Below are 20620 nucleotides of genomic sequence, written 5' to 3'. Positions count from 1 at the left end.
TTATTTAATTTGATGTGGTGCTTTTAATAAATCGTTGACTGTTTTTACAGGATTAAAAGTAATCAAGGGTACCTCAACAAATATCGTATTCCAGTTTGCCATACTACCATTCCATAATCCAGGAAGCTCTAATGCTTTAAGATCTTTTCCTGTCTTTGTTTTCATAGTAATAAAGGCCGCTTTATAATCTATGAATTTTTTAAGATCATACTTTTCTCCTTTATGATTTTTGATACCACAAACTAAATCTACAGGGTTAAAATGCGTCGCATCTTTAAGAATATTTTTTTGAAGTCTACTCTTTTTATTAATTTGAGCAGATTCTACTATTTGTAGAGAGATACTTCCGCTTTCATCCTTAATCCAAAATGGTCCGCCACCAGGTTCTCCCTCGTTTTTTACCATTCCACAGACACGAATGGGACGGTTTAACTTTTCAGCTAAATATTCAATTTGATATTTTAAAGAGTATTTTTCAAACTCAGAACTTATTTTGACGGTCATCCTGTTCATTAAAAATTCTCCAATCTCAATAAGTTTTTCTTCGGAAGGCTTGCCTGTCTCAAGCAAATGAAGATAGCTGAATGCCTGATCTTGAACCTCTAATAAAATCCCAGCTAATACTTTTTTGTACTTAGCGACTTCCTCTTTGTATTTATAAGTAACAACATTATCAATATTTTTAATAAAAATAATATCCGCATCCAAGTCGTTAAGGTTTTCTATCAACGCACCGTGACCAGAAGGTCTAAAGTGCAAAGAACCATCATCTTCTTTAAACGGTTTGTTTTTAGGCGTTACCCCAATAGTATCTGTAGATTCTTTTTGATAAGAGAATGAGATATCAAATGTAGAACCCGATTTTTCTTGAACATTTTTTTCAATTCTACGAAACTCCTCATCAAACTTATGGTTGTGTTTTTGTGAAATTGTAAAATGCAATTTAACCGATTCCTCACTAGAAGAATACAAAGCAGATTCATACAAATGCTCTTCAAAAGCGGTAGAAACCATTTGGTTTTTATACTTATGAAAAGGCAATAATCCTTTTGGTGAATTTCCGAAATCTAATTTATCGCCATCAAGCATCATTTCCACAAACTTTAACTCCTGCTCATTGATAGACATGCTATCAAAATCTGTAAAAGTTTTCTTTAAACTATCCAAAACAATGTGATAAAATGGAAACTTCTCTAAACCAATAAAAAACAAAGACAAGTCTTTATTATTAGTCTTATTTATATAAGAATTTATACTTCCTTTGTCAATATTGTAGTTATCCAAAAAGGTGAATAAAAATTTAAACATTCTCGTTGCGGCACCAGATGCTGGAACAAATTTTAAGATGGATATCTTATTCTTTCTGTCATCAAATTTTGAGATGTAATTATCAAGTTGATTCTTTGGTAATCTTACGATTCCGTTATCTATTGTAGCTTCAGAGACTAAATTAGCGAAGGGCAAACCATTTTCAAAAAGTTTAACTTGCTGCTCAACCTCTTTGAGAGTTAATCCTTTATTTTCTATTTGTTGTATGTCTTTTTCAGAAAAATCCAATGTAATTATTTTAATAGGTTTTCAATCTGGGTCTTGCAAATATTTAATCGTTCTTCAAAACTTCCTTTTACCAAAGCATAAGGCTTATTAGAATCTATCAACGCGTGTTCAAAACGATTAAATAATTGTTCTCTATTATTGGGTTGATCACGAATACCGTCTGCCTCCCAAACCGTGTCAATATAAGTTAAAAAATACAAATCGTAAGTATTTTCATGCGCATATTTTTTTACTAGTTTTGGACAAAATCCACCGTAGTAATGCTCAGAATACACTTTTGTTTCTAGTAAGTCTGTATCACAAATTAGAAGTTTATTAGCGTTTTTGAGTTGCTTATTTTCTGCCGCTATTTGCCCGATAGCTATTGGTAAGACATCTTCTTTAGATAACTGGAGATTATTTTGTGCTTTAGCTTCGGCATAAAAGCGAGAATATTCTTCCACATAAACAGTATCATACCAATCTGCCAATGCTTTGGATAAAGTTGACTTCCCTGTAGATTCTGGGCCATATAAAACAACTTTTATACAGTTTGGGTTAGCGTCTGTGATTTGTTTAAGTTTTTCTTCCATGCTAAATAGCCAAAAATGGCAATAAATGTAAATCCTAAATATTGAAAGCTAGTAAAAGTAAATCCTTTATAGAAATATAATGGAACAGAAATTATATCGCCAATAATCCAAAAAAGCCAATTTTCTAATTTTCGTCGAGCCATTAACCACATGCCAACAAAAAATATAGCTGTCGTAATCGTATCTACATACGCCACCCAACTGGTCCATTTGTCACATATTTGATACACTGCATAAACAAAAAATAAGGTTGCAATAAAAATACATATGCTTATTTGCTTCTCTTTTAGAGTCATTCTAGAAATTGGAGTCACATGAGAATCGTCTACTTTTCTAGTCCAAATGTACCAACCATAAACACTCATTATAAAGTAGTACGCATTGATCATCATATCACCAAGTAATTCCCATTTCACGAGTAAATAGACAAATATTACTGTACTAATCATACCTGTTGGAAATACCCAAATTTTATTTTGCTTAGAAAACCAAACTGAAAGGAATCCAAAAATTACTGCTGTTATTTCTAGGACAATATCTGTTGCTGTATAGTCGTCGTATTGACCAAAAAAGAACTCAAAAATGTGGCTCATAGTCGTAACGATCAGATTTAACTATTTTCATGTGTAACAAACCGCGTTCTATCAACTCAAAAGCCTCTTTAATTTCTATGGTCAAGGTTTTCATCACCTCATCGTAATCTCCATAAACCTGAGTGCTTAAAGGGTTTTCCAGCACTTTTAAATGAGACGCTCGCAATTTCTTTATAAATTGAATTATTGCAGGTTCGTAATTATCATGCAATGGTGTTAATGTTAATTCTACTGATATGTTCATTATTATTTTTTTAATTCGTCAAAAAAACCTTCATCATCTTCAAAAGCTGTCCCTATAACAACAAGGTCTGCACCAAAATCGTATGCGTTTTTCAATTGTTGCTTCGTTCTAATTCCGCCTCCAACAATCAAAGGTATACTAAGCGCTTGCTTTACAAAACTAATGATTTCTGTTGGTACGGGTTGTAAAGCGCCACTTCCTGCTTCGAGATAAATAAGTTGCATTCCTAATAGTTCACCTGCTATCGCTGTATCTACTATTTCTTGAACATTGTCTCTCGCTAAAGGTTTCGTTTGTGTCACTTTTTCTACGGAAGTTTGTTTTCCATTTTCAATCAATAAGTACCCTGTTGGAATCACTTCTAAATTAGAGTCTCTTAATTTTGAAACTGCTCTTACATGTTTCCCAATAAGATACTCAGGGTTATCACCAGAAATCAATGACAAAAATAATAGAGCATCTGCATAATTAGTAATTTGTGAAACATCACCAGGAAATAAAACGACAGGTAATTTAGTATGTGTTTTTATTGTAGCGACTAAAATGGCTGTAGTAGTATCAGCAACAGTACTTCCACCAACAAAAATATGCGTCGCTATAGATTGATTCACTTTCTCAATAAAACCAAAAACCTTTTCAATAGGCATTTTATCTGGATCTATTAAAACTGCTAATGCTTTCTTTTCTTCGGAAATTAAACGTAATATGTTTTTATAAATTACTTTCATTTAAGTGATTACAAAAGCACAAGAGAATCCTTCAAATTCTAAAAAATGCGTATTATATCTATATTTTTTGTCTTGATAATCTATCCACGCAACCGTTTCACCATCTTTTAACATAAACGGAATCACTAAAAAGTGCTCTCGAAACAACATGCCTGGAGTAGCAAACAATTTATAAAGTGATTCTTTAATTCCCCAAATAACAGTTAGCTTTTTAATATAATCTACATCAGTTTCAGATAGATAATTGAACTCATAGTAAACGAATTTTCTTGCGATAATAGCAATTTTATGACGTTGCTTTTCTATGTCGATACCAACTTCCGAAGCACTAATAATAACTCCCGAAAAGGTAAAAGAATGGGTAATAGAAATATGCTTTCCATCTTTTAAATGTGGTTTGCCACGGTCATTATAATATAAATCTTGGTCTGTATATCCAAAATCTCTGAGTACATGTCGAACGCTAAGAAACCCACGTTGATGTAACTCACTTTTCATTCCTAGCACACGTTCTAAGCTGTTTTCTTTCAAATCTAAAGGCGCCATCAAATCATCAAAAGACTCTGTAATCTTCCAGATTTTAACAGTAGTTTGTGAGTTTGGTTGGATAGTTTTATAAAGTGGCATTTAATTATCTGAAACTTAATGATTATCTTTGCATCGCCTAAGGGGAATTGATTTTTTTAGACAAGCGAATTTAACCAATTTTAAACTCTAAATCCAAAGGCAAACCATTTTAAAAATTAAGAAAGAAAAAATAAACAAATGAATAAAACAACGACTTACGTGCCCAACAAAGTAAAAGATATGTCTCTTGCTGCTTGGGGAAGAAAAGAAATTGAATTGGCTGAAGCTGAAATGCCAGGACTAATGAGTCTTCGTGAAGAGTACAAAAATGAGCAACCATTAAAAGGGGCTCGTATTGCTGGATGTCTTCACATGACGATTCAAACCGCTGTTTTAATTGAAACATTACAAGCTTTAGGTGCAGATGTAACTTGGAGTTCTTGTAACATTTTCTCTACACAAGATCAAGCTGCTGCGGCAATTGCAGAAGCTGGAACTGCTGTGTATGCTTGGAAAGATATGACAGAAGAAGAATTTGATTGGTGTATAGAACAAACCTTATTCTTTGGAGAAAATCGTCAACCACTAAACATGATTTTAGATGATGGTGGTGATTTAACGAATATGGTATTAGATAGATACCCAGAATTAGCTCCTGGAATTAAAGGACTTTCTGAAGAAACAACAACTGGTGTTCACCGTTTATACGAACGTGTAAAAAATGGAACATTAACAATGCCAGCGATCAACGTAAATGATTCTGTAACTAAATCAAAATTTGATAACAAATACGGTTGTAAAGAAAGTGCTGTAGATGCGATTCGTCGTGCAACAGATACTATGCTTGCAGGAAAACGTGTTACTGTTTGTGGTTATGGTGATGTTGGTAAAGGTACTGCTGCTTCTTTCAAAGGAGCTGGTAGTATTGTAACGGTTACTGAAATTGACCCAATTTGTGCTTTACAAGCGGCAATGGATGGTTTTGAAGTTAAAAAATTAGAAACAGTTGTAGGAAATTCTGATATCGTTATCACAACGACAGGAAATAAAGACATCGTTCGTGCTGAGCATTTTGAAGCAATGAAAGACAAAGTTATCGTGGCTAACATTGGTCACTTTGATAACGAAATTCAAGTAGGTTGGTTAAACAAAAACCACGGTCATACTAAAGACACAATTAAGCCTCAAGTAGATAAGTACACGATCGACGGAAAAGATATTATCCTTTTAGCTGAAGGTCGTTTGGTAAACTTAGGTTGCGCAACTGGTCACCCTAGTTTTGTAATGAGTAATTCATTCACTAATCAAACTTTAGCTCAAATTGAGCTCTGGAAAAACAGTGGCAATTACAAAAACGAAGTATACATGTTGCCTAAGTATTTAGATGAAAAAGTAGCTAAATTACACTTAGAGAAAATTGGTGTAGAGTTAACAGAACTTAAAGATTACCAAGCAGATTATATTGGTGTAACTGTTGAAGGACCCTATAAGGCTGACCATTACAGATACTAATTATCATTCAGAGCATAAGCGAAGAATCTCAATAATAAATTTTAAAACCCAAATTCTCAATTGAGAATTTGGGTTTTCTTTTTTTAGTACAAAAAGTTATTAACTTCACGCAAATAATAATTATGAGTTTAGAAAAACTACATCTTGCACTTACAAGCTTAGAAGAGCATATAAAAAATAACAGTGTTTCTAACTCCAAAATATCTAAAAGTGATATCGCTTGGCATATAGACCACAGTCTTAAAGTGGTAAATAATGTGAGTTTAGCATTACAATCATCAGACCCTAAGACCTATAAAAATAATTTTAGTTTTTTGGGCAAGTTATTTTTCACACTTGGTTTTTTTCCTAGAGGTAAAGCAAAAGCACCAAAACACGTAAGACCACCTGAAGTTATTTCAAAAGAGGATCTAATATCTCAAGTTGAGTTAGCTAAGGCTAATATTGATACCATAGCCACTTTAGAAAAGAATGCGTATTTCAAACATCCTTTATTCGGAAATGTGAATACACCAAGAATTTATAAATTTTTGTCAATGCATACAAATCATCATGTGAAGATTATTAAAGATATTATGACTAAGTAAATTAGTTTACGAAAAATGCCTCTCCAAATTCAGAGCGACTTTTTTGTAGTAATATTTAAAGTCTACCTTTTAGGATGTACCAACTTCATCTCCTCAATCAAATGTTTTGCTCCAGCATATTTATCAACAATAAAGAGTACATAACGGACATCAACCATTATATTTCTGCAAATTTCAGGATCATAATTCATGTCGCTCATGGTACCTTCCCAAACGCGATCAAAATTTAAACCCGTTAAATTGCCTTCAGCATCTATCGCAGGACTTCCGGAGTTTCCTCCAGTAGTATGATTTGTTCCTAAAAAGCACACTGGTACTTTTCCGTTGGCATCAGCATATTGACCATAATCTTTAGCCTCATATAAAGCGATTAATTTTTGAGGCACATCAAATTCATAATCGCCCGGTACATATTTTTCTATAACACCATCTAAATAACTTACAGGATTATAATACACCGCATCTCTTGGTGAGTATCCACGAACTTGACCATACGTTACACGAAGTGTGCTGTTAGCATCAGGAAAATAGCGCTCCTTCGGCAACACCTTCATCAACGCTGTCATGTAAGTGGTTTGCAACGCTGTGATTGGTTCATTTTTTTGTTGAAACTCTGAGTTAATCTCACTATAAAACTCTTCAATCATAGGTTTAGCATAGCTGTATGCGGCATCTTTGTTTAATTTTTTGATGACCTCTTTTGGCTTTCCGTCCAATAATTTTAAGGCATTATCCAAATTTGTAAAAGCAGATTTTTTATAAATACTAGCATCAACATCTTTGTTATAAAATGGCATAACAGCCTCAAAAACACCCTGATCTACAGTCACGTCGTAATTTTTATGAATGCCTTTTAAGCGATTTCTCATAGCTTCAATAGTTTTAGCTATGGCTTTGGCTTTTTCGACGTCACTCATAGCATCCTTTTTTACTATTTCTGCTATCATAGCTTCCATTTGATAAGCTCGTACGGTCATATTCATGAGCTCATTAGTAATAAAAAAGACCTCAATAAAGTTTCTGCGCTTAATATTTATAGCCGAAAAATCTTTATATAAGCGATCAAATTCTGGTAGAATATTTGCGTAGGTATCTTCCATACCCTTTTCTTTAAGTGCTTTTGTAAAAGTCGCTTCAAACTCACGACGTTTTTCTAAGGCATTACTTTTTTTGATTCCTAAATTTTCACCAATCCATTTCTTCCAAGCATTTGCAATTCTCGCTTGTTTGGACGAATACTTAATACGCACAGCATCACTGGTCTTCATTTTTGCGTCTATTACTTTCAATGCAGCTTCACGAATGGCGATATTAGTTGGATTATATTCTGTAGTAATATGCTTAATAGCCACTGCTGGTAAATATTCGTCTGTAGTGCCTGGAAAACCAAAAACTAGGGTAAAATCACCTTCTTCGATACCGTCTAATGAAATAGGCAGAAAGTGTTTTGGCTTGTATGGTGTATTGTCTTCACTGTATTTCGCTGGACGATTATTGGCATCTGCATAAATCCTGAATAAAGAAAAATCACCTGTATGTCTAGGAAACACCCAGTTATCTGTATCACTACCAAACTTCCCAATACTTGTTGGAGGCGCACCCACTAAACGAATATCTTCAAAACGCTCAGTCACAAAAAGAAAATATTGATTGCCTTTATAAAAAGATTTCAACTTCACATCTTGCCAGGCTTCTTTTGACCAATCCTTTAAAACGCCGTTACCATTTTTAGAAATTTGAGATTGCTTATCGGTTTCGGTCATTGAATCATCTAAACCTGCTAAAACTTGGTCTGAAACATCGTGAATACTCACTATAAATTCAACATACAACCCTTCGTTTGGTAATTCTTCTTCTAAGGACATGGCCCAAAATCCATCTTTTAGATAATCATTTTCCAAAGAGGAGTGCGACTGAATTTGACCAAAACCACAATGATGATTGGTTAATATTAATCCTTTTGGAGAAATAATTTCTGTTGTACAACCACCATTAAAATGTCCGATAGCATCCTTAAGACTCGAATTATTGACATCATAAATATCTTGAGCAGTTAATTTACTACCAAGGCTTTGCATTTCGGTTTCATTCATGCCTTCTAAAAGCGAAGGAATCCACATACCGCCTTGTTGTGCATATAATTGAAAAGCAATAAAAAAGAAAATAATTTTTAAGAAGCGCATATGATGTTTTTTTGAGTTTAGTGTCTAGTTCTAAACAGACTATTTTTATAATTTGAATTGTTTTTGATGTCATTTTCATTTACTTTTTATGAGTTGATGCATTAGTATCAAGCGATTAAAAATAAATGAAAAGGGCACGAAAACAAACAAATTTAATATTGCTATGTTTACGACTAGACACTATAGATGTAAAGATAAAAAAATACTTACTAACATTTTAATTTTGAGTTACACTCAAACACGTATTGAATATCCGATTTTTATCTAGATTCTTATCAGTTTGTATTTCAGTAAAAACATAAATATTAGAAAACAAGCATGCAATCCTTTCAGTCAATTCAATAATAACCTTGTCATCACTATAACCACCAGTCTCTTTTGGTTTTAAAGCTTAAAAAGACAAGTTTCTAAAGGTTTTGAGTTCACATTTAGATTGTCATCATTGGGCATCAATAAGCCCTGCTTGTTGCACCATTTTATAACGATTGAGATTAAATCCAAACAACGTCAAGGTGGTGGATACAAAATAACCACAAGTAATTTTACCTTCATTTGGAGTATTGACATGACCGTTAAAACCTAATTTGGCTCCATAACAACGCGGTACTATATCATTAAGTAATTTTAAATAGTAAATATTGAGAAGTGCCTTTGTAGTTTGTTGAATTGGCCATGTTTATACAACTTTTTATATGATCAAATAGTATCAAAAAACCCTTTCTTTAACAGAAAGGGTTCGATCGATTACGACTTAAAATAATTATTCTGACTTAAGGTTTAACAAATTCAAATCATGAAAATAAAATGTTTTATCATCATTCATAGAAACAAACAAACCAGTTGAAAATATATTTCCAAGCGGGACGGTTGTCACTTCACATCCATCAGTTTCTGTAGTTCCTAAATTAATTTGTTTTATAAATGTATTTGTTTTACGATCAAAAATGGAAAAACTATGTGCTTGCTGATCTGAAACAATTAAAAACCCAGTATCGTTTTCGTATTTCGCAATGGAAATCCCTTCAATATCTCTTTTGAAGTTTTCAGATCCAAAACAACCCAATTCTTCATCTCCTTGTCTTGGATCTGCATAGTATTTTCGTATGCAATGCATCTCATCAGAATAATATACAAACCCTAATTCATTATCTACAGCAATAGCTTCAATCTCTTTTTTACCACTAAAATCACCAAACGTTCTTACAAGCTTAGTTCTTACACCCAAACTATCTGAAACCAATTGATATTGATATAAATAGTTTTTGAGTGGTCCAATTTTCCTACTTACTATTGCGAAAATCTCATTAGAAATCGGTTGAGAATATAGCGCAATCCCCATTGGTCTTCTATTTTGAAAATCTGTTTCGTCTTCAAAAACAGAAAACCCACCATTATCTAAAGGTTTCATATCTGGGATTGAAAATAAACGTATTTGGTTTTTTTCGCGCTCAGTAAATATTAAAATATCTGTTTTTGTAGAATCATTTAGTCTAAAATCGTAAGCAATATCTACATTATTCGGATAGCTTAAACCTGTTATTGATTTAGATTTTACAATTTCACCATCTAAATTAAAAGCATATATACCCCCGTTTATTTCGTCTTTGTCTGTACCAAAAACAAGACTTTCTTCACTATTAGATTTATTTATCCAAATTGCAGGATCGTCGGTATCGTTTGGTGTTTGTTCCGAGATTAGTGTAGCACTTATTTCTGGGAGATTATTTACACAAGAGCTAAAACAAACAACTATTAATAGACCTAAAAAACTTAAATTACTTTCTTTTAAATACATCATATTTTAATCCAAAGGTTAAACGTCTTCCATAATATTCTGCCTGCATTGTTCTGCTTCTTACGCCTTGATAATAGCGTAATGGTTGATTTGTAACATTATTCAAATCTGCATAGACAGTTAGATTAACGCTCACAGCAAAACTCACATTAAAATCTACTAAAAACTGCTCATCGTAATAACGGTCTTCAAATGCACTTCCACCAATTTCATCTATATAAGCGTCAGAATAGTTTGCAGATAAACGAATATTAAATTTCTTATCATTATAAGCTAAAGACGCATTAAACATATTTGGTGATGTCCCTGGCAAGTCTAAATCAGTTCTCTCGTCACCATCCTCATTTGCTACACCATCTGCATTAGAAGTTAAATAAGTATAATTTAAATAAATACTTAAATTTTTGCCAAAACCAGACAAAAAATCTAACCGTCTCTGAAATGCAAATTCTGCACCAAAGATAGTTGCTCCATCTCCGTTTTGAGGTTGAAAAATATCAAATCCTGTAACGTCATCCTCAAATTGAGATGTATAAATAAAGTCTTCTAAATCTTTATAAAATAAACCACCAGATAAAATACCAACACTATTAAAATAATATTCACCCATAAGATCAAATGCCATTGAAGTTGTGGGGTCTAATTCTGGATTACCTAAAAATATTTCTTCATCACTTCCAACGACATCTACAGATGGTATTAAATCTGCATAATTTGGTCGAGCTAATGTATTCGTCCAAGCAAAACGTAATACTGTTTTTGGGTTTAAATCATACTTTAAATGTACACTTGGTAATAGATTAGTGTATGAGCTTTCCTCGGTTACTGAACCAACTAAGTCTTCTTCGTCTTCAATCTGATTCCCTTTTGCTGTAATATTTGTGTTTTCAATTCTTAAACCTGCTAAGACAGTTAATTTATCTGATACTTTTTGATTTGCCATCGCATAACCTGCGAAAACATTTTCTTCAACATCAAAATTAGCTCTTAGAAATTCATCAAAAACTAATTCGCCATCAACAAGGTTTAAATCACCAAGCCAAGTCTCACTGGCAAAAGAACCAATTTGATACTCACTTCCTGCTAAATAATCAGTATCTGAATAATCCCTTGTTGTTATGTCTGACATAGTTGGAAAAGTATCTTCTAAATCAAATTCAAAAAAATCATTATCTCTTACTTTATTTTTAAAGCGACCTCTTAAACCAAATTTCACAAACCCATCTCCCTTGTCAAAGAAATCTGCTGGTAATTGAAAGTTCAAAAACATATTAAGATCTTCTTCTTTTGTATATTGATTTTCTTCTGTAATTTCTCCATATTCAAAATTAGATAATTCGTTAGCTTCATTATTATCAACTGGAGTAAAAAGTGGAAATTCAGAATCTGTAATTCGATTATTAATAATGTATTCTGATTCAAACTCAGCATATCTTTCATTCAATCGTTCTTCTGAGGCTTTTGCATAAGATACCATCCAATCCAATTTCAGATTACTAATTAGGTGGTTACCGCCAAGACTGTAATTTTGCATGCGCTGGTCTTCTAATCTTGTATTTTTATTCCTATCGCTATTAATACCACCTTTAGTCTGTCTTTTTATTTCAACAGGAAAACGTATAGGTATACCATTACTATTGATATCAAAATCTCCAATTTCAATGTCCTCACCATCTAAAATTTCTTGCTCTAATCGATAACGATTTTCGCGGTCATCTCTCCAATTATACATCGTTTTTAAAAAGACAGAATTATTAGTATTAAAATTATAATCAAAATTTGCAGAAAAACTGCGTCTTATCCGCTGCACAATATAACTGCGTTGTTCAAAGACATTGGTGAACGCCTTAACATCAACGTCTTCTAAAATTGCATCTCCCTCTGCGTCTACTGCTCCAGTATTATATTCAAATTCGTCTGACCATTCGGCTTCAATATTGTCAGAACCAAAATCATTATCTAATACAGATGCTGAAACCATCCAACCAAACTTTCCGTTTTCACTTCTATTACCGAGTAAAAATGAACCATTTAATATTCTCTTATCAGTTATAAAACTTACTCCTGAACCCACAGTTGCTGATAACCTAAATCCCTCTGGAGCAGTTCGAGTTACTAAGTTTATAGAACCTCCAAGTGCATCTCCATCCATGTCAGGAGTTACCGCTTTATTCACTTCTATAGACTGAATCATATCGGCAGGAATTAAATCCATTTGAATATTCCTGTTGTCACCTTCAGCAGAAGGAATTCTAGAACCATTTAGAGTTACCGAATTTAATTGAGGAGAAAGGCCTCTCACAATGATATTACGGGCCTCACCCTGATCTACTTGCATTGTAATTCCAGGAATACGCTTCATAGCATCCCCAATATTAGCATCAGGAAATTTACCTATCTGATCTGTAGATACGATATTGGTAATATTTTGTTTGTTCTTTTGAGTGTTTAACGCTTTTGATTGACCACCATTGAAACCTGTTATAACTACACCATCTAATTGCTCAGATTGTGATGCCAACATAATTTTGATTTCTAAAGTTTCGTTCTCCTTCACGTCTACTTCTAAATCCTTGTCTGCGTAACCTAAGTACTCTACTTTAAAAGTTTGGTTGCCAATAGGAATATTTAATAATAGAAATTTTCCATCTGCATCTGATACTGTCCCTTTTTTCAAAATTGGAATTGAAACCACAGCATAAGGAACATAAAGACCATCTTTGTCTATTACAGTACCTTTCACATTGCCTTCTTGAGAAAACATAAAAAGAGTTGATAAAAACGCAAATAAGACTAAAACATAAAGTTTATTCATAGTACTAAATTTTGATTAATTATTTAATTGTAAAATAAATGCTTGGAAAAGCAAATCATTTTACCTTATGTTTAAGATATCTTTACGAAATAACCTTTCATTAGTAGTATTTAATTTTAAATTAACATTTAGATGATTTTCAGAATGATTTCAAATGAGTTGTAGTATATTCAATCATGAATTTCAAACCAAAACTAACTAACGTAGAAATATCGATTTTCTCAGTCATGAGCGCATTGGCCAACAAGCACAATGCACTCAACTTATCACAAGGGTTCCCAAATTTTAAAAGTGATCAAAAACTCATTGATGCGGTTTCTAAAGCCATGAATTCTGGGTATAATCAATATGCTCCTATGGCAGGAAATTTAGAATTGCGCCAAGCTATTGCCAAAAAATTTGAGTTGCTATACGACACCTCTTACAATCCTGAAACTGAAATAACAGTCACAGCGGGCGCAACGCAGGCCATTTTCACAATCATTTCAACTTTTATAAAGTTGGGTGATGAAGTCATCATTTTTAAACCTGCTTATGATTGTTATCAACCAGCTATAGAATTAAATGGAGGAAAACCAATTGCAATAGGACTTGAAGCCCCATACTATAAAATTGATTGGAAACTTGTTGAGCAATCTATTCATCATAATACCAAAATGATTATTATTAATACACCTCACAATCCTAGCGGAACTGTGATGAGTAAAGCAGATCTAGTAAAACTCCAAGAGTTAACAAACCATACCGATATCATCGTACTAAGCGATGAAGTTTATGAGCATATCATATTTGACGGCGAGCAACATCAAAGTGTTTGCCTTTTTCCGCAGTTAAAAGAACGCAGTTTTATCACAGCCTCCTTTGGGAAAACATTTCATAATACAGGCTGGAAAGTAGGGTATTGTTGCGCACCAAAAGCACTTATGGAAGCGTTTAGAAACGTACATCAATTTAATGTGTTTTCTGTGCATCATCCCACTCAAAAAGGATTGACAGATTATTTAACTCAACCCAATCATTATCTAGATTTATCTGAATTTTATCAAAAGAAGCGAGATACCTTTTTAAAGCTTATTAAAAATTCAAGATTTAAATTCACACCATCAAAAGGAACGTATTTTCAGGTGTTAGATTTTTCTGAAATCACTTCGGAAAAAGATACGGATTTCGCAAAACGTCTTACGATTGAAGAAGGAATTGCCTCTATCCCTTTATCTGTTTTTAATGATCATCAACGCGATGATAATGTCTTGCGATTTTGTTTTGCAAAAACTGACGACACATTAAAAGCTGCAGCAGAAATCTTGAATAAAATTTAACTCTTTTTCTAAGCTTTAAGCATTGAAGAAACTAACTCTATATAAGAATCTGATCTTTTAATTAATAAAAAATAGTGCAGAAAAATAAGTGCACAAAGACGCTCAGAAAGTCAAAAAAAACTAAGCATCAATTATAGAATACTGTTTAATCATCAATAGAACTCTACTTCAATTTAAAGAACTAAAACTGAAATAGACTTTTTACAATAATACAAGGCTTAGTTATCCTGAAATTTGTAATTTCATTGAGTAAATGAACTATTCATGAAAAGCGAACTAAAAGTTGCCTTAATACAATCTAATCTCGTCTGGGAAAATCCAGAGCAAAATAGAATCAACTTCACTAACAAGATAAGCGCGATACTAGAATCTATTGATTTAATTGTGCTGCCAGAAATGTTTACTTCCGGTTTTACAATGAATCCAACTACAGTTGCCGAAACCATGACTGGAGATACCATATCATGGATGCAAAAATTAGCGAATCTTAAAAAATCTGCAATTACGGGAAGTATCGTTATTGAAGAGAATGATCATTATTATAACAGACTACTATTTATTTTTCCTAGTGGTAAAATCGACTATTACGATAAGAAACACACCTTTACTTTAGCAGGTGAGCATAAGGCTTACCAAGCTGGGTCCAACCTAATAACAGTTAGTTATTTAGGCTGGAAAATTTGCCCTTTGGTTTGCTATGATTTACGTTTCCCTGTTTGGTCTAGAAATACAAACGATTATGACGTGTTGCTTTATGTTGCTAATTGGCCCAAAATTAGAATTGCAGCTTGGGACACCTTACTAAAAGCGCGTGCTATTGAGAATATGACGTATTGCATAGGTGTTAACCGAGTTGGACTAGATGGCAATAAGCACGAGTATTCTGGGAATTCTGGAGCTTATGATGTCCTGGGTAAACGTATGGATACAATTCCTACAGAACAAGAAGCCACTGAAATTATAACGCTAAAAAAAAAGCATATCTCTAAGTACAGAGAGAAGTTAGGCTTTTTGAAGGATAGGGATTTATTTACTCTAAAATAAATTCAATAACTGGATCCCAATTTGCTCTGGCATCAATAAGTTCTGGATAGTAACTAATACGCTCGGCTTGAAATTGCTCAAGGTAATTTCCTGAATCCCATTTTTGATTTCCGTTAACATCAAAAATAACCCGTAAATAATAATTTCCTGGCGATAGGTTTCTAAAATCAAATAAGCGCTCCACTTTCGCAAACTGCTCATACTTGACCTCTCCTTTTTCAGTCATCAACTGAACAATCGCTGGATAGGTCGTATTTCTCAATGTTACTCTTATATTAGAGTAATCAGAATAGAGTTTTGTTCTAGCGCTATAATTAAGTGTATCATTCACATTTCCGAAGAAATCCTCCAAAGCTCCTGGCAATACTTGTATCGCATACTTTTGCGATTCTTGCTTTTCAAATTGCAAACTATAGACATTGTCTAAGGAATCATAAGTGGTCTCAAAAGGCACATCTAGAGAATCTTTATCTAAAATTTTAATCTGTTTCTCATTCAATTTCACAAAAGGAATTGTACCAGATATTTTTAGGTCATCACTAAAACCCAATGTTCCAGAAGACAACATTTTTATGGTCAAGGTGTCTTTATCAATAGTTCTAAATCGATGTTTAAGCGTATCTATAAAGGTCTTATTTCTTATAATAAATTGAGTGGAATCCAATTCAAGTTTTGGTCTATACCAGTAGTACAAAGTATCTGCGCTTGGATCTTTAGTCACTCTCGTGACAAATCCTTCTGGCTTGTCCCCTAGCAACTCAATTTCCATAGTTTTATAATCCCCTTCAAACCCAAAGGCTATTTTTTGACCAGCAACTTGACGTGCTCTTTTAACATCAAAATTGACCGCTTCTTTAAATAACTTTATGGTATAATTTTCATCGGTTGGTACAGTAACGAAACCTTCATAAAATCCTATTTTATCTTTGCCTTGCTGAAATGTGAAGTTCCCATTATCGTCTTTTAAAGCCACTAATTTATAGGTTCCTGGTTTAATATTGTCAATACTAAATGTTGTGAGACTATCTAGTGTATTGGTGATGTATTTTGGCTTTTTCTTATATACAACAGAGTCTGTGAAGGTAGAGTCTTTTTCATATAACATCACAGAAACAAATGTTTCTGGTGATCTGTTTTCTGCATCTAAAATTCGACCTTTTACGGATAAAGAATCGATGTAATCTCCTGTAGAAAATACATACCTGAAATAATCATAAGGGTTTTCTTCATTATTATCTACAATACTTCGCCCAAAATTAAACGCGTACGTTGTATGATCATCTAAAGTATCATTAATAGTTATGGTAATGTATTTACTCGCAGTCCCCATAGGTGTAACTGTTGGCCCTGGATCCATAGGTGGAGAAATAATGAGCTGCTTTTGTAAGTCTTTGATTTTAACGTACTCATCAAAATAAATTTTTATCTCCTTGCCTTTAAAGTTAGTCGTCAAATTCTCTGGAGAAGATTTGATTATTAATGGCGCTTCCTCATCTTTAGGACCTCCAGAAGGTGTTCCTCTATTAGCACAACTTATCACTAATGAAATGATTATAAGTATGACTACACTTTGTAAAACGTTTTTGCGCATTCGTGCTTCAAATTTCAACAAATTAACAATAAACCTATTTATCATCAAAACAATTAACGTCGTTTTATAGTGTATTACGCCTATTTAGATATGTAATATCACATATAATTTGTTTCTTTTTCTCTCGCATTTCAGTAAAACACAAAACTATGCCTTGACTTTTTATTTCATCTAAGCTAAAAATTAATCAAATTTTTAATGCCCTATTACAAAATTAAATTGATTTTAATCTGTGATTGACATGGTCGCCAAACTTAGCCTAATATCATTGATTTCTAATAAGATATTGGCACAATCTTCTATGGTAGCACCAGTTGTAATAATATCGTCTACAATGAGAATATGTTTATTTTCTAAAGTGGTTCCGTTTATAATTTTGAAATTGCTGTGATCACTAGAATTTCGTTTCAGCCTATCTTTGAATACTTGTGTTTTAGTATTAGTCGTTTTTATTAATACCGAATCATTAAAATCTGCATTTAAAGCTGCAGCAATCGCAATACCAAATTTATCAACTTGATTAAAGCCTCTAGACCTAAGTTTATGCTTATGTAAAGGGACCGGAATAACTACGTCAATATTAGAATAAGCATCCAGCAACTTTAATTCATCGCCTAACCATTCACCTAAAAGCTGTCCAACTTCTTCGTGACCTTTATATTTCAGATTATGCATGAGTTGCTGTACAATTCCTTTTTTTGAAAAATGAAGTAAAGCAGTGGCTTGTTCTAATTTCACTCTTCCGTAGAGCATCTTATGAACAGCATTTTCAGGATCGCTATGAAAATTTGTTAATGGTAAATCATGTCGGCAATTCGTACAAATTTGTAGTTCATTATCAGACAAATGATTGCTACAAGCTCTACAAACTTCAGGAAAGAACAAGTTTAACAAGTTTTTTATCATTTCAACGATTAAAATTAATTTTTGATAACATATTCTTTAGTTTCGCATGATTAAATAACAAAATTAATAATGATAGTTAACCCTCAATTACTTAACTACAGATTAATTATTGGTTCTTTAATTATTGCGGTCGCAGTTTTAACTGTTTACAGTTTTACAAGTTATAAATCCATTGCAAGGCACCAGCAATTTTTAGAACAAGAAAAGAAACTTGTTGAAAGTGAATTATCTCAAATGATAGCTAGCTATGATGACGTTTCAATTTCCAATAATTTGATATCTACCCAACTGGAAGACGCTAAACGAGCAACTAAATTAACGTTAGACTCTCTTAGAATATTACGTAGTGACCTCTCTATACTTTCAAAATTTAAACAACAACTATTTAACTTCAAACTTAAAAATAAGACTTTATTTAAGACTGCAGACTCTTTAAACGAAGTAAATAAAGATTTAGAAAGAGAGAAACTACTCGCAAACAGCGAGTTAATAAAGCAGCAACTTGAAAATTCAACCCTAGTTCAAGAAAACAAAAACTTAAACAAAACGTTAGAGAAAGGCGCTTTATTAACTGCTAATTCTTTCAAAGCAAAAGGGTTTGAAACATTCTTTGGTAACAAAAGATTTAGTTCTAAAGCAAAACGAGTAGAAACGATAGAAGTCTGTTTTATTCTTGCTGAAAACTCATTGACGGAAGCAGGAGCGAAAGATTTTTATATACAGATAGTAAATCCTAAAAATAACGTAGTTGCAGACAAAGGTTCTATTAGTTTTGGTGAGTCCACATTAATCTATAGCGCCAAAGAAATTGTGAATTATAATAATAATGTTGTTGAAGTTTGTATCGATGTAGATGCAGATATAAATGAAAAGCCTTTAGAAAAAGGAAATTATTATATCTCTATTTTTCACAAGGACAGAAAACTAGGAAGTACACAAGTAAATTTAAATTAAGTATTAGTTTATAATAATCTTATATAATTTCTTAAAAACCGCACCATTAATTGGAGCGGTTTTTTATTTTTGCAATATGGCAAACGAAGATCAATTTAAAAAGGTAATCTCTCACGCAAAGGAGTATGGTTACGTATTTCAAAGTAGTGAAATCTACGACGGATTAAGTGCAGTATATGATTATGCACAAAATGGCGTAGAACTCAAGAAAAACATTCGTGACTATTGGTGGAAAGCCATGGTACAAATGAATGAAAATATTGTAGGTGTTGATACTGCGATTTTTATGCATCCCACGACATGGAAGGCTTCTGGGCACGTTGATGCCTTTAGTGACCCTTTAATTGACAATAAGGATTCTAAAAAAAGATATCGTGCAGATGTTTTAGTTGAAGATTACTGCGCTAAGATTGAAAGCAAAATAGATAAAGAAGTTAAAAAAGCAGAAAAACGCTTTGGAGACACTTTCAATAAAGAAGAATTTGTTAGTACTAACGGAAGAGTTGTTGGTTACCAAGAAAAAATCAATGCCATATTAAAACGCTTAGGTCAATCTTTAGAGAGGGAAGATTTGGCAGATGTAAAAGCATTGATTGAAGAATTAGAAATTGCAGATCCAATGACTGGTTCTAGAAATTGGACAGATGTTAAGCAATTCAACTTAATGTTTGGGACAAAATTAGGTGCTAGTGCAGAAAGTGCAATGGACTTATACTTGCGTCCTGAAACAGCCCAAGGCATTTTTGTTAACTTCTTGAATGTTCAAAAAAGTGGACGTATGAAGATTCCCTTCGGAATCGCTCAAACAGGTAAAGCATTTAGGAATGAAATTGTTGCAAGACAATTTATCTTTAGAATGCGTGAGTTTGAACAAATGGAGATGCAATTTTTCATCAAACCAGGTACTCAAAAAGAATGGTTTAAATACTGGAAAGAAAACAGAATGAAATGGCACTTATCTTTAGGAATGGATCAAGACAATTACCGTTTTCACGATCATGAAAAATTAGCGCATTATGCAGATGCTGCAACAGATATAGAATTTAAATTCCCGTTCGGATTTAAAGAATTAGAAGGGATTCACTCACGTACAGATTTCGATTTAAAACAGCATGAAGAATTCTCAGGCAAGAAATTACAGTATTTTGATCATGAAGATAATGCAAGCTATACTCCTTACGTTCTAGAAACCTCTATTGGTTTAGATCGTATGTTCTTAGCCGTATTCTCAAATGCTCTTGAGGATGAAACTTTAGAAGACGGTAGCGTTAGAACTGTTTTAAAATTACCAGCTGTATTAGCACCTATTAAAGCTGCAATTTTGCCATTGGTTAAAAAAGACGGACTTCCAGAAATTGCTAAACAAATAATGGAGGATCTTAAATGGGACTTTAATGTAGATTATGACGAAAAAGATGCCGTTGGAAGACGTTATAGGCGCCAAGATGCTAACGGTACACCATTTTGTATTACGGTAGATCATGACACTTTAGAAGATAATATGGTTACAATTCGTCATCGTGACACCATGGAACAACAACGTATTAAAATTGAAGACTTAAAAGAGGTCATCCACAAAGAGGTTGATGCTAAGCATTGGTTACAGAAAATGAAATAAAAAGTAATTAAACCTTTTGTAAAATAAAGAAACTC

Annotated in this window: 17 protein-coding genes; 6 read left to right on the top strand and 11 right to left on the bottom strand. The window is 33.0% G+C overall.

The features are described 5' to 3' along the window. The 6 genes from ACJAZK_RS07010 to ACJAZK_RS06985 are packed head-to-tail and all read right to left on the bottom strand — an operon-like array spanning window position 1 to window position 4321. Window positions 1–1557 carry a DUF4301 family protein gene (locus tag ACJAZK_RS07010; protein ID WP_415223284.1) on the bottom strand — a complete coding sequence of 519 codons (1557 nt, stop codon included), beginning with the start codon at window positions 1555–1557 and terminating at the stop codon, window positions 1–3. A gap of 5 nt (window positions 1558–1562) precedes the next feature. Beyond that, window positions 1563–2129 (bottom strand): AAA family ATPase, encoded by a 567-nt coding sequence (locus ACJAZK_RS07005; protein ID WP_415223283.1) that lies wholly within the window; start codon window positions 2127–2129, stop codon window positions 1563–1565. Further along, the gene (pnuC, locus tag ACJAZK_RS07000) at window positions 2081–2722 is read right to left on the bottom strand and encodes a nicotinamide riboside transporter PnuC (protein WP_415223282.1); all 642 of its coding nucleotides are present in this window, start codon (window positions 2720–2722) and stop codon (window positions 2081–2083) included. The genes ACJAZK_RS07005 and pnuC overlap by 49 nt, the downstream gene beginning before the upstream one ends. Next, on the bottom strand, window positions 2706–2966 hold the full coding sequence (locus tag ACJAZK_RS06995; protein WP_415223281.1) for a thiamine-binding protein: 261 nt from the start codon (window positions 2964–2966) through the stop codon (window positions 2706–2708). The genes pnuC and ACJAZK_RS06995 overlap by 17 nt, the downstream gene beginning before the upstream one ends. Window positions 2967–2968: 2 nt before the next feature. Then, a complete protein-coding gene (locus tag ACJAZK_RS06990) occupies window positions 2969–3694 on the bottom strand; it encodes a geranylgeranylglyceryl/heptaprenylglyceryl phosphate synthase (RefSeq protein ID WP_415223280.1) in 726 nt (241 codons plus the stop codon). Next, window positions 3695–4321 carry a 4'-phosphopantetheinyl transferase family protein gene (locus ACJAZK_RS06985; protein WP_415223279.1) on the bottom strand — a complete coding sequence of 209 codons (627 nt, stop codon included), beginning with the start codon at window positions 4319–4321 and terminating at the stop codon, window positions 3695–3697. 138 nt (window positions 4322–4459) lie between these two features. Here ACJAZK_RS06985 and ahcY point away from each other — a divergent pair, with 138 nt between their 5' ends. Together ahcY and ACJAZK_RS06975 are read left to right on the top strand one after the other, a co-directional pair. Next, complete coding sequence (ahcY, locus tag ACJAZK_RS06980) at window positions 4460–5773, top strand: adenosylhomocysteinase (protein ID WP_415223278.1); 1314 nt, start codon at window positions 4460–4462, stop codon at window positions 5771–5773. Window positions 5774–5895: 122 nt separating this feature from the next. Continuing rightward, entirely contained in the window at window positions 5896–6360 is a 465-nt protein-coding gene (locus tag ACJAZK_RS06975; protein ID WP_415223277.1) for a DUF1569 domain-containing protein, read from the top strand. Window positions 6361–6422: 62 nt separating this feature from the next. On the opposite strand, the gene ACJAZK_RS06970 is transcribed toward ACJAZK_RS06975, so the two are convergent. The 3 genes from ACJAZK_RS06970 to ACJAZK_RS06960 all read right to left on the bottom strand — a co-directional run bounded on the left by ACJAZK_RS06970 (window position 6423) and on the right by ACJAZK_RS06960 (window position 13153). Beyond that, window positions 6423–8543 (bottom strand): S46 family peptidase, encoded by a 2121-nt coding sequence (locus ACJAZK_RS06970; protein ID WP_415223276.1) that lies wholly within the window; start codon window positions 8541–8543, stop codon window positions 6423–6425. A gap of 760 nt (window positions 8544–9303) precedes the next feature. Next, a complete protein-coding gene (locus ACJAZK_RS06965; protein ID WP_415223275.1) occupies window positions 9304–10341 on the bottom strand; it encodes a phytase in 1038 nt (345 codons plus the stop codon). After that, window positions 10319–13153 (bottom strand): TonB-dependent receptor, encoded by a 2835-nt coding sequence (locus tag ACJAZK_RS06960; RefSeq protein WP_415223274.1) that lies wholly within the window; start codon window positions 13151–13153, stop codon window positions 10319–10321. The genes ACJAZK_RS06965 and ACJAZK_RS06960 overlap by 23 nt, the downstream gene beginning before the upstream one ends. 176 nt (window positions 13154–13329) lie before the next feature. Between ACJAZK_RS06960 and ACJAZK_RS06955 the strand changes: the two genes are divergently transcribed. Together ACJAZK_RS06955 and ACJAZK_RS06950 are read left to right on the top strand one after the other, a co-directional pair. Continuing rightward, window positions 13330–14472, top strand: coding sequence for a methionine aminotransferase (locus ACJAZK_RS06955; RefSeq protein ID WP_415223273.1), 1143 nt, complete (start codon window positions 13330–13332; stop codon window positions 14470–14472). Between the two features lie 264 nt (window positions 14473–14736). Next, window positions 14737–15516 (top strand): amidohydrolase, encoded by a 780-nt coding sequence (locus tag ACJAZK_RS06950; RefSeq protein WP_415223272.1) that lies wholly within the window; start codon window positions 14737–14739, stop codon window positions 15514–15516. Here the strand turns inward: ACJAZK_RS06950 and ACJAZK_RS06945 are convergent. After that, window positions 15503–17107 carry an Ig-like domain-containing domain gene (locus tag ACJAZK_RS06945; RefSeq protein WP_415223271.1) on the bottom strand — a complete coding sequence of 535 codons (1605 nt, stop codon included), beginning with the start codon at window positions 17105–17107 and terminating at the stop codon, window positions 15503–15505. The two genes, ACJAZK_RS06950 and ACJAZK_RS06945, sit on opposite strands and share 14 nt — an antisense overlap. 225 nt (window positions 17108–17332) lie before the next feature. Next, window positions 17333–17992, bottom strand: a complete 660-nt coding sequence (locus ACJAZK_RS06940) for a ComF family protein (protein WP_415223270.1) — start codon at window positions 17990–17992, stop codon at window positions 17333–17335. Window positions 17993–18082: 90 nt separating this feature from the next. Between ACJAZK_RS06940 and ACJAZK_RS06935 the strand changes: the two genes are divergently transcribed. Both ACJAZK_RS06935 and ACJAZK_RS06930 read left to right on the top strand, forming a co-directional pair. Then, window positions 18083–18967, top strand: coding sequence for a hypothetical protein (locus ACJAZK_RS06935; protein WP_415223269.1), 885 nt, complete (start codon window positions 18083–18085; stop codon window positions 18965–18967). A gap of 76 nt (window positions 18968–19043) precedes the next feature. Further along, window positions 19044–20585, top strand: a complete 1542-nt coding sequence (locus ACJAZK_RS06930; protein WP_415223268.1) for a glycine--tRNA ligase — start codon at window positions 19044–19046, stop codon at window positions 20583–20585. Window positions 20586–20620 lie beyond the last annotated feature (35 nt).

The sequence above is a fragment of the Psychroserpens sp. genome, from assembly GCF_047633235.1.
Classification (GTDB): domain Bacteria; phylum Bacteroidota; class Bacteroidia; order Flavobacteriales; family Flavobacteriaceae; genus Psychroserpens.
The sequence above is the reverse complement of the archived record's forward strand: the minus strand, read 5'-3'. Positions and strand labels throughout refer to the sequence as shown.

What these genes read in the sequence shown, in the direction of transcription:
- ACJAZK_RS06970 (WP_415223276.1), bottom strand. Translation starts at nt 8,543, where the DNA reads ATGCGCTTCTTAAAAATTATTTTCTTTTTTATTGCTTTTCAATTATAT.
- ACJAZK_RS06950 (WP_415223272.1), top strand. Translation starts at nt 14,737, where the DNA reads ATGAAAAGCGAACTAAAAGTTGCCTTAATACAATCTAATCTCGTCTGG.
- ACJAZK_RS06930 (WP_415223268.1), top strand. Translation starts at nt 19,044, where the DNA reads ATGGCAAACGAAGATCAATTTAAAAAGGTAATCTCTCACGCAAAGGAG.
- ACJAZK_RS06960 (WP_415223274.1), bottom strand. Translation starts at nt 13,153, where the DNA reads ATGAATAAACTTTATGTTTTAGTCTTATTTGCGTTTTTATCAACTCTT.
- ahcY (WP_415223278.1), top strand. Translation starts at nt 4,460, where the DNA reads ATGAATAAAACAACGACTTACGTGCCCAACAAAGTAAAAGATATGTCT.
- ACJAZK_RS06955 (WP_415223273.1), top strand. Translation starts at nt 13,330, where the DNA reads ATGAATTTCAAACCAAAACTAACTAACGTAGAAATATCGATTTTCTCA.
- ACJAZK_RS06945 (WP_415223271.1), bottom strand. Translation starts at nt 17,107, where the DNA reads ATGCGCAAAAACGTTTTACAAAGTGTAGTCATACTTATAATCATTTCA.
- ACJAZK_RS06995 (WP_415223281.1), bottom strand. Translation starts at nt 2,966, where the DNA reads ATGAACATATCAGTAGAATTAACATTAACACCATTGCATGATAATTAC.
- pnuC (WP_415223282.1), bottom strand. Translation starts at nt 2,722, where the DNA reads ATGAGCCACATTTTTGAGTTCTTTTTTGGTCAATACGACGACTATACA.
- ACJAZK_RS06975 (WP_415223277.1), top strand. Translation starts at nt 5,896, where the DNA reads ATGAGTTTAGAAAAACTACATCTTGCACTTACAAGCTTAGAAGAGCAT.
- ACJAZK_RS07005 (WP_415223283.1), bottom strand. Translation starts at nt 2,129, where the DNA reads ATGGAAGAAAAACTTAAACAAATCACAGACGCTAACCCAAACTGTATA.
- ACJAZK_RS06935 (WP_415223269.1), top strand. Translation starts at nt 18,083, where the DNA reads ATGATAGTTAACCCTCAATTACTTAACTACAGATTAATTATTGGTTCT.
- ACJAZK_RS06990 (WP_415223280.1), bottom strand. Translation starts at nt 3,694, where the DNA reads ATGAAAGTAATTTATAAAAACATATTACGTTTAATTTCCGAAGAAAAG.
- ACJAZK_RS06965 (WP_415223275.1), bottom strand. Translation starts at nt 10,341, where the DNA reads ATGATGTATTTAAAAGAAAGTAATTTAAGTTTTTTAGGTCTATTAATA.
- ACJAZK_RS06985 (WP_415223279.1), bottom strand. Translation starts at nt 4,321, where the DNA reads ATGCCACTTTATAAAACTATCCAACCAAACTCACAAACTACTGTTAAA.